At 40.8% G+C, this 13,829-nt stretch carries 10 protein-coding genes and 1 tRNA gene; 7 read left to right on the forward strand and 4 right to left on the reverse strand.

The genetic code is table 11. From position 1 onward, the window contains the following. Nucleotides 1-295: 295 nt before the first annotated feature. Nucleotides 296-1,870, reverse strand: a complete 1,575-nt coding sequence (gene radA, locus AC012T_RS14860; protein WP_487059470.1) for a DNA repair protein RadA — start codon at nt 1,868-1,870, stop codon at nt 296-298. A gap of 169 nt (nt 1,871-2,039) precedes the next feature. Here radA and rpaB point away from each other — a divergent pair, with 169 nt between their 5' ends. The 3 genes from rpaB (at nt 2,040) to AC012T_RS14875 (ending at nt 4,067) form a co-directional block, all read left to right on the forward strand. Further along, on the forward strand, nt 2,040-2,768 hold the full coding sequence (gene rpaB, locus AC012T_RS14865) for a response regulator transcription factor RpaB (RefSeq protein ID WP_438891085.1): 729 nt from the start codon (nt 2,040-2,042) through the stop codon (nt 2,766-2,768). A gap of 103 nt (nt 2,769-2,871) precedes the next feature. Beyond that, nucleotides 2,872-3,513: a cofactor assembly of complex C subunit B gene (locus tag AC012T_RS14870; protein WP_487059472.1), complete on the forward strand. Its 642-nt coding sequence runs from the start codon at nt 2,872-2,874 to the stop codon at nt 3,511-3,513. A 35-nt stretch (nt 3,514-3,548) separates the two neighbouring features. Beyond that, the gene (locus AC012T_RS14875; protein ID WP_487059473.1) at nt 3,549-4,067 is read left to right on the forward strand and encodes a DUF456 domain-containing protein; all 519 of its coding nucleotides are present in this window, start codon (nt 3,549-3,551) and stop codon (nt 4,065-4,067) included. Between the two features lie 35 nt (nt 4,068-4,102). Here the strand turns inward: AC012T_RS14875 and AC012T_RS14880 are convergent. Together AC012T_RS14880 and AC012T_RS14885 are read right to left on the reverse strand one after the other, a co-directional pair. Further along, nucleotides 4,103-4,176 (reverse strand) — tRNA-Pro (locus tag AC012T_RS14880). A gap of 92 nt (nt 4,177-4,268) precedes the next feature. After that, entirely contained in the window at nt 4,269-8,168 is a 3,900-nt protein-coding gene (locus AC012T_RS14885) for a PAS domain S-box protein (RefSeq protein ID WP_487059475.1), read from the reverse strand. A 214-nt stretch (nt 8,169-8,382) separates the two neighbouring features. On the opposite strand from AC012T_RS14885, the gene lipA reads away from it, so the two are divergent. The 4 genes from lipA (at nt 8,383) to AC012T_RS14905 (ending at nt 12,605) form a co-directional block, all read left to right on the forward strand. Then, complete coding sequence (gene lipA / locus AC012T_RS14890) at nt 8,383-9,252, forward strand: lipoyl synthase (protein WP_487059477.1); 870 nt, start codon at nt 8,383-8,385, stop codon at nt 9,250-9,252. 62 nt (nt 9,253-9,314) lie between these two features. Continuing rightward, the gene (locus tag AC012T_RS14895; RefSeq protein ID WP_487066603.1) at nt 9,315-10,283 is read left to right on the forward strand and encodes an NAD(P)H-dependent glycerol-3-phosphate dehydrogenase; all 969 of its coding nucleotides are present in this window, start codon (nt 9,315-9,317) and stop codon (nt 10,281-10,283) included. Nucleotides 10,284-10,754: 471 nt separating this feature from the next. After that, nucleotides 10,755-12,005, forward strand: a complete 1,251-nt coding sequence (gene sigC / locus AC012T_RS14900) for an RNA polymerase sigma factor SigC (protein WP_487059478.1) — start codon at nt 10,755-10,757, stop codon at nt 12,003-12,005. Between the two features lie 144 nt (nt 12,006-12,149). Then, complete coding sequence (locus AC012T_RS14905; protein ID WP_015214948.1) at nt 12,150-12,605, forward strand: Fur family transcriptional regulator; 456 nt, start codon at nt 12,150-12,152, stop codon at nt 12,603-12,605. Nucleotides 12,606-12,716: 111 nt separating this feature from the next. Here the strand turns inward: AC012T_RS14905 and AC012T_RS14910 are convergent, their stop codons facing one another. Further along, nucleotides 12,717-13,823: a peptidoglycan-binding domain-containing protein gene (locus AC012T_RS14910; RefSeq protein ID WP_487059480.1), complete on the reverse strand. Its 1,107-nt coding sequence runs from the start codon at nt 13,821-13,823 to the stop codon at nt 12,717-12,719. Nucleotides 13,824-13,829: the final 6 nt, after the last annotated feature.

Here is a 13,829-nt window from a genome sequence, read left to right on the forward strand (position 1 = left end):
ATTCCCTGTCGGAGACTGGGAACAAGATATCATCAGGATTTGAGCTTAAGTTGACACCATTAAGCAATGCGCTTTACCCCTACTAAATCCTGTCAATAAACAACTTTTTCAACAGACTCTATTGATCAGGTTATACCTGAGTTCGACATAATATAATTTGTGGAAAATTCCCTCCCCGTAGGAGTTTCAAACCCTTATTCTCTCGTTAAAAAAATCATAACTCCGTTCGCGTAGCGTCTCCGTTCGGCGAAGCCGTACCGTAGGCATAGGAGAAACTCCGAACTCAGTCAGGTTATCAATCATCCTCATCTTCTTCGTCAGGTTCTAAATCTCCTTCTGTCAGTTCTTGGTGGGGAATGGCGGCGATAATTGCATCTATTACCTTGGATACTGGTAAAATCTCGATATTCAAATCGGGGAATTTTGTCCCTTTGGGAACGATCGCTCTTGTAAAGCCTAATTTCGCTGCTTCTTTTAACCGCAATTCCATTTGGGACACTGATCTCACTTGTCCACCTAAGCCTACTTCCCCGATTAAAACAGTACCGGGATCAACTATTCTGTCACGGAAACTGGCAACAATTGCGATCGCTATTCCTAAATCTACAGCAGGTTCTTCTACGCTCAAACCCCCAGCAGATGCAACGTAGGAATCTAATTTAGACATGGGTATCCCTACTCGCTTTTCTAATACTGCGAGAATCTGCACTAAACGGTTATAATCTATCCCAGTTCCAGCCCTTCGGGGTGAAGGATAACTGGTAGGACTAACTAAAGCTTGTAATTCTACAACTATTGGTCTTGTTCCTTCGCAAGCTACGACAATAGCTGTACCCGGTGCGGGATCATCACGATTACCTAAAAACAATTCTGAGGGGTTGTCAACTTCCCGTAATCCTTGCGCTACCATTTCAAATATACCAATTTCGTGGGTTGCTCCGAAACGGTTTTTTACTGTTCTTAATAATCGGTGAGAGGCAAAGCGATCGCCCTCAAAATACAATACTGTATCAACTAAATGTTCTAAAACTTTTGGCCCGGCGATCGCACCTTCTTTGGTGACGTGGCCGACAATTAACATGGTAATATCTTCGTGTTTTGCCACCTTCATTAAGGCTGCTGTACATTCACGAACTTGGGCTACTGAACCGGGTGCAGAGGTCAAAGCCGGAAAAAAGACAGTTTGTATACTATCAATCACTGCCACGTTTGGTTTGAGGGAATCTATTTCTCGTAATATCTCTTCTAAATCCGTTTCTGGTAAAACGTATAAGTCTGCACCGATACTGTCAGGATCGATTTCTACTTCAGTAATTTCTTGTAAATCGTTAGTTTCTTTTATTTCTAATTCTTCGCTTGCTTTCTCCTCAGTAATCACAGTTAAGGGTTTTGACATTCCCAAACGAGAGGCACGTAATTTTACTTGCTGTCCTGATTCTTCCCCAGTGACGTAGAGAATGCGGTATTTTTGCGCCAATTGATTGGATACTTGTAAGAGTAAAGTAGATTTACCAATTCCTGGATCACCGCCAATTAGCACCATTGAACCAGGAACAACTCCACCACCAAGCACCCGATCTAGTTCACCATAACCAGATTCCCAACGAGCAATTTGGCGATCGCTAATTTGATCAAATGTCAGAGAAGCTCTTGCTTTAGCCGGTTTAGTTAATTTAGCACTAGATTTATTGTGAGTTTGAGCAGCGTGCCAATTACCAACTCCCCCCCGATTAGGTACATCCACTCCAAAAGGGCTGGAATTCTGTTCTATCAAAGAATCATAAGTGTCACAATTTGAACACTTTCCAAACCATTGGGAGAACTCTGCTGCACAATTACTGCAAATGAATATAGTTTTTGGCTTTGCCATGCTTAATTTTTCTTAAAGAATCTTAATTCTTTCTTAAGTTTTAGAAAAAACAGAAATCTAATCAGAGTAGTATTTACAGGTTTTTTCTAATCAGTTGATGGAATGATATCTTAATATTATGGTATTAAAATTCATCATGTAAAATTTTAGTTAGGGAGCTTAGGGAAACTTGGAAAGTCATAAAGAAAAAATCCTGGTAGTAGACGACGAAGCCAGCATTCGCCGGATTTTGGAAACACGCCTTTCCATGATTGGCTACGATGTAGTAACTGCTGGCGACGGAGAAGAAGCCCTAGACATATTTCGCAAAACTGAACCAGATTTGGTAGTTTTAGATGTAATGATGCCAAAGCTAGATGGCTATGGTGTTTGTCAAGAATTACGTAAGGAGTCCGATGTCCCCATAATCATGCTAACAGCCTTAGGGGACGTAGCTGATCGCATCACCGGACTAGAATTAGGTGCTGATGACTATGTAGTTAAACCATTCTCTCCCAAAGAACTAGAAGCTCGCATTCGCTCAGTATTACGAAGAGTAGATAAAACAGGTGCAACAGGTATTCCCAGTTCTGGGGTAATTCATGTCGGCAATATCAAAATTGATACGAATAAACGCCAAGTATACAAAGGGGATGAGCGTATTCGCTTAACAGGTATGGAATTCAGCTTACTAGAATTGTTAGTAAGTCGCTCTGGAGAAGCTTTTTCCCGTTCAGAAATTTTACAAGAAGTTTGGGGATACACACCAGAACGCCACGTAGATACTCGCGTGGTAGATGTGCATATCTCCCGTTTACGGGCAAAATTAGAAGATGATCCTAGTAACCCAGAACTGATTCTCACAGCCAGAGGTACTGGTTATCTTTTTCAACGCATACTAGAAGCGGGAGAAGAGTGAAGAAGGTGACAGGTGACAGGTGACTGAGGAAAAGCAGGGTACAGGGGAAAGATAAATATTCTTCCCCAATTACCAATTACCAATTACCAATTACCACTGACTAATGACCAAATCTGATCCAAATCGAGTTTTGCGGCGTTTACCCTTGGTAGTTGGGGGTTTAGGTGCTGTACTTTTGTTGATTAATCGGTTGTTAACACTGGAACTGACAAATTCTCAAGCACGAGGGGATGTGTTGGGAGTAATTTTGAGTGCGGTGTTAATTTTAACAGGTTTAATTTGGCAGCAGGTACAACCGCGATCGCCTGATACAGTAGAACTAATTGGGGAAGAAGGTTTTTTCTTAGCGCCAGATTTATCAGAAACCGTGAAAACAGAACTAGCTTGGGCATCCCGTTTATTATTAACCAATACAGTGACGCGATCGCTCATAGTTTACTATCAAGGCCAAGTTTTGTTACGTCGCGGTATTCTGGCTCCTAAATCTGAAGTCATCCCCGGAACAATCTTAAAACGAGTCTTGGAAACACAAAAACCAATTTATCTAGTTGCTTTATATGTGTATCCAGGCAAAATAGAATTTGATTATTTACCAGAAAATACACAAGGTGTAATTTGTCAACCTATAGGTAAAGAAGGTGTTCTAATTTTAGGAGCAAATGCTCCTCGTAGTTACACCAAACAAGATGAAACCTGGATTGCGGGAATCGCTGATAAATTAGCGGTGACAATGGGTAATGGATAATATTTATCTAACTCCTCAATTATGAGCAATTAATTATGCAAATTATTTACTGGTTATTAATAGCTGTCATGTTCGTGGGTGTAATTGGTTCCGTAGTTCCAGCCATTCCAGGAAGCAGCTTAATTTTAATTGCAATTATTATTTGGGGAATCGTTAGTAGTTCCTTTGCAGCGATTAAAATTTCCCTAATTGTTACAGTTGTTGTCCTACTTCTGAGCATGGGAGTTGATTTCCTAGCTGGTTACTTGGGTGCTAAACAAGCCGGTGCTAGTAAATGGGGACAAATTGGTGCGTTTGTGGGTTTGTTTTTAGGATTCTTTGGCTTATTACCAGCTTTACCATTTGGTGGCCCACTCTTGGGAATGTTAATCGGTCCACTTTTAGGTGCAATTGTCGGTGAATATCTTTATCAAAAAGATTTAGGAAAGGCAGTTAAAGCCGGTATAGGAATTACTGTAGGAACGTTGGTAGGTAATTTGCTTCAGGGTTTATTAGCAGTTGGTGCAGTAATAATTTTCCTGTGGACAACTTGGCCTCAGGTATATGGAGGTTAAATTGCAAAAAACAACACTAATTTGCGAATGTAAAATCGGGATGACTGGATTCGAACCAGCGGCCCCTTCGTCCCGAACGAAGTGCGCTACCAAGCTGCGCCACATCCCGTCATAAAAATTCCAATTATCAAGCCATCATATCATAAAAATTCCTAAATAATAAAAATATCTTGCTCCCTACAATCCAAAACTTATCTCTGCTTAGAAGTTATGTCCACAAAGATAGGTTTGTGCTAGTTTCATAATCTGCTCAAAGGCAAAGTTTTGGGTGAGTTGGTCTAAACTGAGAGCCAGAAAAGAGTGTTCGGGGGGAATTTGCTTAATCAACTGCTCGACTGCTGTTTGTTCACAAGATACCGAAGCTTGACGGAGTTCAACCACCCAAGCTTGAGGCATAACTGCCAAATCTTCAGCCGTTAATGCTGGCTTGAGGACTAATGGGAGTGGTGCTGAGTTGTCGTATGTGTAGCATATATCCAAATGTTCAGCCATTTTGCTAAACAAGGTTTCGGCTCGAAAGGGTTTACTGATATAGTCATTACAGCCTGCTTCTAAGGCAAGATGGCGATGGCTGCGCTCTTCGTTATCATCGTTAGAAGCTTGAGCCGTAAGGGCAATAATAATAGTAGATTGCTCTGATTGCTCAATAGCTCTAATTTGTTTCGTCACTTCATACCCATCTAATCCTGGCATCCGAATATCCATGTAGATGAGGTGGGGTTGCCATTGTTGCCATAGAGAAATAGCTTCTTCTCCATTGATGGCTTCTCGTACCTCCAATTTCAGTTTACTGAGCAGTTTTACCAGAAATAGCCGATTTAAAGCCTGGTCATCCACGACTAAAATCCGATAATTAGGTTGATTGGTGGCTAGTCCTATAACTCTTTGAGTTGGTTTTTTAGGTTTTATATGGGTTCCCGTAATTACCACAACGGGAATTGTGAACTGAAATGTACTGCCTTTTCCTAAGGTACTGTTGAGGATAATTTCTCCACCCATTAACTGCACTAACCGACGACTAATTGTGAGTCCGAGTCCTGTTCCTTCCTGGAGGCTGTGCTGACCTGCTGGTGCTTGGGTAAAGGCATCAAAAATTATGTCTAAATCTTGGGGAGCGATGCCGACTCCGGTATCAATAACCTGGAATTGTATGTAGGAAAGGTTATTAAATTCAGGACTGGATTTTGTGGGCTGATTTGCTAAGGAAACAGATAGATAAATGCTACCTTTTTGAGTAAACTTAATGGCGTTACCAATCAAATTAATCAATATCTGCTGCAACTTTTGAGCATCAACAGTGATGTATTGAGGAACTTCTGGCAAAACTTCCTGGTGTAACTGCAATTTCTTCTTTCTTACTTGCTGACTGAACATACTATTTAATGAGTTAAGCAGTTCAAATAAATCAATCTCTTGTTTATCCAAAGTCATGATTCCAGCTTCAATTTTGGATAATTCAAGAATTTCATTAATCAGCCTAAGTAAATGCTCTCCACTGCTATAAATGAGTTTGATCTGTTCTTGATGTTCTGGGAGTAGTTTAGAGTCCCAATTCATGAGTTGAGCGAACCCCAGAATAGCGTTGAGGGGAGTCCGAAGTTCGTGGCTCATATTTGCCAGAAAAGCGCTTTTGGCTTGGTTTGCAGCTTCTGCGGCTTCTTTTGCTTGTTGGAGTTCTAATTCAGCTTGAACGCGATCGCTCACATCTTGGACGAAAGATAGAATAGAAATCAGATTACCAAATTCGTCTAGAAGAGTTGAGTTAAACCATTGACAGTGAATTACAGAACCGTCTTTCCGATAATTACGATTATTACGAATACCTCTGCTTTCTTTACTTATTAATCTTTCTGCTTCAAGTTTTACTTGCTCTAAATCTTCCTCAAAAATAAACGGCCAATCGAGCATATTTTTATTCAATACTTCTGCTGCGCTCCAACCAAATATTTTTTCAGCTTGTTTTGACCACTCTTGAACTTGAAATTGATCATTCCAGATAATAGTGGCCAATGGAGTATTTTCAATATGGAAGGTAATCTGATTGTGGGCTTGTTGTAGAGCGGCTTCTATCTGTTTACGTTGGGTGATATCCCGACAAATACAGAACTGTACTATTTCATTATCCAAATTTACGCTGTTGGCACTGACTTCCACATCGCAGATCAACCCATCTTGACGACGATGGCGAGTTTCAAATAAGACTCTTTTTTTGAGCTTGAATTCATCAATTCCCTTTTGAATTTCTGATTTTGTCCATTTAGCATCCCAATCAGAAATATGCAAAGTTTTAACTTCTTCTAAAGTATAGCCGAGCATCTTAGCAAAGCTTAAATTAGAGTCTAATACTTTACCTTTGCTGTCTATAAGAACAATACCATCAAAGGAAGTATTAAAAAGTGTTCTAGTGCGAATTAATTCTTTTTCTAGGGCAGCTTCGACTTGTTTACGTTCACTGATATCTTGGGCAGTACCCAAGATTTTGATCACTTGATTATTTTCATCTCTAGCAAAAACCACATCACGCGATCGCAACCAACACCAAGAACCATTTTTATGCCGCATCCGATATTCAGTAGTTAAAATTTCCCCATCATGGGCAATTTTCCAGTGAGCCATATTTCGATATAGCAAAGGCAAATCCTCAGGATGCAAGATATCTAAGAAAAACTGAGAACCCCCTTGCAAAAACTCTTCAGGTGTGTAGCCTAAAATCTCTAGAGACTGACGATTTACATATAGATTAGCCCAAGTAATTGGGTTCAAAATATATAAAATTTGCGGTGAATAATCCGTAACTTGTTGGATAAAGTGATTGCTTTCGCGTAACTCTGCTTCAGCTTTTTGGCGCAAACGAAGCTCATTATAGACATTGCTAATGTCTTTAAAAACTGAAAGCACAAATATATCATTCTCTAGCTCGATCAACTCTGAAGAGAGCAATCCAGTTTTGATTTCTCCTGATTTGCTTCGCCACTCCATTTCATAATTGTGAATTGTCTGCTCAGTTTGTAACTGATGGTAAATTTCTTGTGCTTGTTGGGAATGAACTATCAAATTTAATTCATCTATTGTATGACCGATTACTTCCTCATTGGTATAGCCGGTGAGGGTAAGAAATTGGTCATTTACAGCCAAATAAATTCCATTTTTAAGATTGATAATAGTAATAGGATCGGGACTAGCACAAAGTACTTTTGCAAATTTTTCTTCTGATTTTTGAATAGCTTTTTGGAGTTGCTCACCCATCCGATTAAAGGATATTGCCAAAATTTGCAACTCTGCTATTACTTCATTTTCCGGTAAAGGTTCCTGCCATTTTCCATCTGCTAAAGCCTGACTGGTTCGACTTAGCTGAATAATTGGTCGAGTAATCAAACCTGCTGTAAGTATTCCCATGCCAGTGATGGCAAATAATGTCAACCCACATAATACAATTGTGGAATTGGTATTTGCTTGAATTTCTCCCATAAAGTCAGACGCGGGAATGACTGTCACCACCAACCAATCAAGACCGTATTCATCTCCATAAGGATCAACGTGGGCAAACAGTATTTCTTCTCTAAACGCTACTTTAAGATGTTGACTAGCTCGAATTTGCTGGAAATCACCATATTTCTGCTGTAGTTGTGCCGCAACTGCCTTTGTTCGGGCATCTTGACTATGGGTAGCCGGCAACCGTATCGGTGGTTTCTTGTCGTGCTTGATCAAGGGTATTTCTAGGGTAGACGTGGCAACCAAATCACCAGAACGATTTAGGATAAAAGTTTGTCCTGAAGGTGAGAATTTTAGCTGGTTCAAAAATGTACTGATATCTGACAACTTAGTAGCAGAGGCAAAAGGCTGGGTATTGGGGTTATTGACTGCCACTGCTTGTTGTTGAATTTGCAAGGAGGTGTTGAGGCGATCGCTAATCCGTTGCGCTGTTTGATCCATCAACTTATCTGCTAAGTTTTCTACTGCCACTTTTCCGCTGCGGTATGACAAATAACCTACTAGTGCAACAACTCCCACCGTTTGCAGTACAAATGGCACAATCAACAAGGTTTGTAGCGACACCTTGCCGAATCTCTTGGCAATCCAGTTGACAGAGAGATAATTCATTGTTCCCAAGCAAATATGCTGAACTTTAACATTATTTTTAGATTTTAAACATAGATTAACTTATCAGGGGGCAATGGGGTCGAATACCCATGTTGCGCTCCCCTTCACCGCAGGAGTCAGGAGTCATTTCCCTCTGCACAAAAGCCTCTTTTTCACACCCTGGTCTTTGCTTGCTACCATTATATTTGTATAACTTCAGTGGTAAAAGTGGATTGTGACTGTAAAACCAGACTGGTTGCGGGTAAAAGCGCCTCAGTGGGAGCGCGTTGGTAACGTTAAAGAAATTTTGCGGGATTTATCGCTCAATACGGTTTGTGAAGAAGCGTCCTGTCCCAATATTGGCGAGTGTTTTAATGCTGGTACTGCCACATTTTTGATTATGGGGCCAGCTTGCACCAGGGCTTGTCCTTATTGTGATATTGATTTTGAAAAAAAACCTCAACCTCTAGATCCGACTGAACCTGCACGACTAGCAGAAGCTGTTCGACGAATGCAGCTTAATCATGTAGTCATCACTTCTGTGAATCGAGATGATTTATCAGATGGTGGTGCATCTCAATTTATACAGTGTATTAACGCTGTTCGTGCCATATCACCTAAAACAACAATTGAGGTACTAATTCCTGATTTATGCGGTAATTGGAAGGCGCTGGAAATCATTCTTCAAGCTGCGCCAGAGGTTTTAAACCATAATACAGAAACGATATCACGCTTGTATCGTCGAGTACGTCCCCAAGGTAATTATGAGCGGACGATGGAATTATTACAACGATCGCGCCAAATTTCTCCCAGCACATACACCAAATCCGGCATTATGGTGGGCTTAGGTGAAACTGATGCAGAAGTTCGCCAAGTTATGCAAGATTTACGAGCCGTGGATTGTGATATTTTGACAATTGGGCAATACCTCCAACCCAGTCAAAAACACTTGCAAGTAGCTGATTTTATCCCCCCAGAACAATTTGCAGCGTGGAAAGCTTATGGAGAAGAACTAGGTTTTCTTCAAATTGTTTCTTCTCCATTGACAAGAAGCTCATATCATGCAGAACAAGTTAGGGAATTAATGAAACGCTACCCACGATAGGAGGCAAGGGAAGAAGTTTCTTTACCAATGACCAATGACCAATGACCAATCACCAATTACCAATGACCATATGCCTAACGGCAGGCTACCGCCAACACCAATCACCAATTCCAAAATCTGTTGTTATTCTGGGTGCTGGTGCTTGGGGTACAGCCCTGGCAAATCTGGCACGGGCAAACGGTCATCGGGTGCAGTTGTGGTCGCGTCAGGGTTCGCAAACATTGGCAGCGGTTTTACAAGATGCTGATATAGTCCTGTCTGCTATTTCCATGAAAGGGGTGAGAGATGTAGCTTCTGTAGTAAAATCTTGCCCTTTATCTCCACAGACAATTTTTGTCACAGCGACAAAAGGTTTAGATCCGCAAACTACTCTTACACCGTCGCAAATTTGGCAAGCAGAATTTCCTGATCATGCAGTAGTGGTTTTATCGGGGCCTAATTTATCAAAAGAAATTGAACAAGAATTACCAGCTGCAACGGTAGTAGCCAGCAAAAATACTGCTGCTGCTGAAATGGTGCAGCTGGTATTTTCTTCTAATCGTTTTCGTGTTTATACCAATCCTGACCCGGTGGGTGTTGAATTGGGTGGTACACTCAAAAACGTAATAGCGATCGCAGCCGGTGTCTGTGATGGTTTACATTTAGGAACTAATGCCAAAGCAGCTTTAGTCACTCGCGGCTTGACAGAAATGGTTCGCATTGGTAAAGTCTTTGGTGCAAAGACGGAAACATTTTACGGTTTAGCAGGTCTAGGGGATTTGTTAGCAACCTGCAACAGCCCCTTAAGTCGCAATTACCAAGTGGGTTATCAGTTGGCTAATGGTAAAACGCTGACAGAAATTCTCACCAATTTACCAGGAACGGCTGAAGGAGTGAACACTTGTCGAGTTTTGATGCAAATATCCCAGCAACAACATATTACTATCCCTATTACTGAGCAAGTTTATCGGTTACTGGAGACTGAGGTTACACCTGAACAGGCACTAGATGAACTAATGTTAAGGGACATCAAGCCAGAGTATAACCAATAAGTTATGGCTTGTGCCACACGGTGCTATCAGCATTATTTCGTAATTCACCGCAACTAATTACCAAATAATCACTAAAAAAATTATTAAATCGTCAGGAAATTACCACCATAGTCATGTAAATATAACTATGTAGTTTATAAACAGCAAAATTACTAGGAATATCTTTATACCCTGTTATAAAAATAACGGTTAATGTTCCTAAAAAATGCCATATTAACTAGTGCGGCATGGCGAAAATAACTATCCAGTTAAAAAAGGTCAAAAAGCTGATAAAACTTGCTTTATTCCCTCCTGCTTTCTGCCTTCCGCTTTCTACTTTTTTGCACTCGTACAACTTTTTGCAAAGAATTGTACTATAAATCTCAATTTTGTTAGTTCATCGTGAATTACGGGAACAATAGCAACAGTTGATTAGCTGACCGTAATTTTAGCTGACCGTAATTTATTTTTACCTGGAGTAATTAAGACTTTATGCCAGCAACATCCTTTTATACAGATGCAGCCTACGATTCCCAAAAATCTAGACCAACATTAGACTCTGATCTAAACCTTAATGACAGCGATTTGTCGGTAGAGGATTTACAAGATTTGGAAATAGCTGCGGTTGATCCTCATAATTTAGCCGCTAACAACAACCGACGTAGTACAGACTTAGTACGTCTATACCTACAAGAAATTGGTCGGGTGCGATTGTTAGGAAGAGATGAAGAAGTTTCCGAAGCTCAAAAAGTACAGCGATATTTGCGGTTGCGAATAGTACTGGCTAACGCCGCCAAGCAAGGTGACGAGGTGATTGTACCTTATCAGCGATTAATTGAAGTTCAAGAGCGTTTATCCTCTGAATTAGGACATCGTCCGTCGTTGGAAAGATGGGCTACTACGGCGGGTATTGAATTATCGAATCTCAAGCCTACTTTGTCAGAAGGTAAACGTCGCTGGGCGGAAATTGCCGAATTGACAGTGATAGAACTAGAAAAAATTCAGTCACAAGGACTACAAGCTAAAGAACACATGATTAAAGCGAATCTTCGCTTAGTGGTTTCTGTAGCGAAAAAATATCAAAATCGTGGTTTGGAATTGTTAGATTTAGTCCAAGAAGGGACTCTCGGCTTAGAGCGAGCCGTGGAGAAATTTGACCCCACAAAGGGTTATCGCTTTAGTACTTATGCGTATTGGTGGATTCGTCAGGGAATTACCAGAGCGATCGCCACCTCTAGTCGCACAATTCGCCTCCCTGTACATATTACAGAAAAACTCAACAAAATTAAAAAGGCACAACGTAAAATTGCCCAAGAAAAAGGTCGTACTCCCACCCTAGAAGACCTCGCAATTGAATTAGATATGACACCTACCCAAGTGAGGGAAGTGTTGTTAAGAGTACCTCGTTCTGTTTCTTTGGAAACCAAGGTAGGTAAGGATAAAGATACAGAATTAGGGGAATTGCTAGAAACTGATAGCGTCACCCCAGAAGAAATGTTAATGCGAGAATCTTTACAAAAAGATTTGCATAACCTTCTCGACGATTTAACTAGCCGTGAGCGTGATGTAATTCTGATGCGGTTTGGTTTATCAGATGGTCATGCTTACTCATTAGCCGAAATTGGCCGCGCTCTTGATTTATCACGGGAACGAGTAAGACAAATTGAATCCAAAGCTTTGCAAAAACTCCGTCAACCCAAGCGCCGTAATCTGATCAGAGACTATTTGGAGTCTTTAACTTAGTAAAGGGAATAGGGAATACTCGGTACTCGCTACTCAGTACTCTTTGCCCAATTACCAAATATTCTCAATAAGATATGGTTGTTGCAAATCAGGGCAAAAATTTGTTATATTCTCAATTAACGGGCTTTGTTGAGAAAATTTAGTATGACTGTCTACACAACTGGTTCACTCAAGGCAGAACTAAACGACCGAGGCTGGCGTTTAACTCCCCAGCGTGAAATAATTCTACACATTTTTCAAGAACTTCCGCAAGGTGAACATTTAAGCGCTGAGGATCTTTATCATCGGTTAGAAACTGACGGTGAAGGCATCAGCCTATCAACTATCTATCGGACTTTGAAGTTGATGGCGAGAATGGGCATTTTGCGGGAACTAGAATTGGGTGAAGGACATAAACATTATGAACTTAACCAACCTTATCCCCATCACCACCATCACCTAATTTGTGTGAAGTGCAACACTACGATTGAGTTCAAGAACGAATCAATTTTGAAAATTGGCGCTAAAACAGCCCAAAAAGAAGGTTTTCACCTCCTTGACTGTCAACTGACAATTCATGCTGTCTGTCCCAAGTGTCAAAGGGCGCTAATGCCGCTTTAACACTTGGGTAGGATACAAGGTAAGATACTCAAATTTACCCTACAATAACTTACTGTGAGCAGATGGTATCAATTGGTGAGGGAATCTGGCTACAAAATCTCAGCGGATGGTTTAAAAGCCTCCGCTTTTGATATCCCTGAAACTGATACCGTAAAATTCTTGCGCTCGCTTGATTGCTTTTTTGGTGTCATCTGCCATCATGCCGTTGAGTTGACCTTTATAGAAACCTCGTTCTTGGAGTCGCATTTGAATTTCTAGGATACTAAAATCACTCTTGGGTGAAGTTTTGGCCAAGCTATGTAACTTCATGCGGGTAGTGGTGTCAGCAATGCTGTTCATGTCGAGACGATGGGCTTTCTGAAAGCGACTGATAGCATCTGCTGTGTATGAACCATAGTAGCCATTGGCTGGACCCTGTAAATATCCAGCTTTGATGAGATGTTCTTGGAGAATTCTGACAGCTTCACCGCGATCGCCTAAACTGAGTTGATCTCGATTAACTGCCTTCTTGGAAGTTGCTTCACCATCAGCTGTATCAATGGGTGTTAATTTGGCAAGTGTGGCTGCACCAACAACACCGTCAACCTTTAATTTATAAGCCTGTTGAAATCTTTTTACACCTTCTTCGGTAATTGGCCCAAATATGCCAGTAGCATTCCCATAATAAAAGCCAGCGATTCGCAAGCGTTCTTGCAAAATTCTGACATCTTCACCTTCATCTCCTTTGGTGAGTAAGTTAGGATTTTGGCGTTTAGGAGTTACCGAATAAATAATAGGGATTTTGGTAGTAGTTGCCGTTGCCGTAGTGACTGAGTTACTTGCAGGTAATTTTTTCTCACTTTCTACGTTTTGTGAATTGTCAAGTTCGATGATGTCATCGACTGTGACATTAGCAGCATTTTGAAACTGCCACTCAGTATTTTCTGTGGGAACTGCATATATTTGTGTGATTTTAGTTTGGTGAAAATCTGCTGTTGTCAACTGTTGTTTTAGATCCCTCACAGAACCATCTTGATCACCTTTTTGTAATGCGAAGACGCTGCTGACAGAACTGAGGATAGAAAGCATTAACACGAGGGGAAGCATATACTTCCAAGCCTTACCAGAAAGCCTTTTCCAGTTTGGTGCTGCGGCTTTGTTGAATACAAAAGGAACTAGTTCCATAGATTCCCTATCTTCGTAAGCAAAAGCCAAGTGTAAATACGCAAGATTTTCCATAATATA

The organism is Anabaena sp. EIM26, assembly GCF_057568715.1.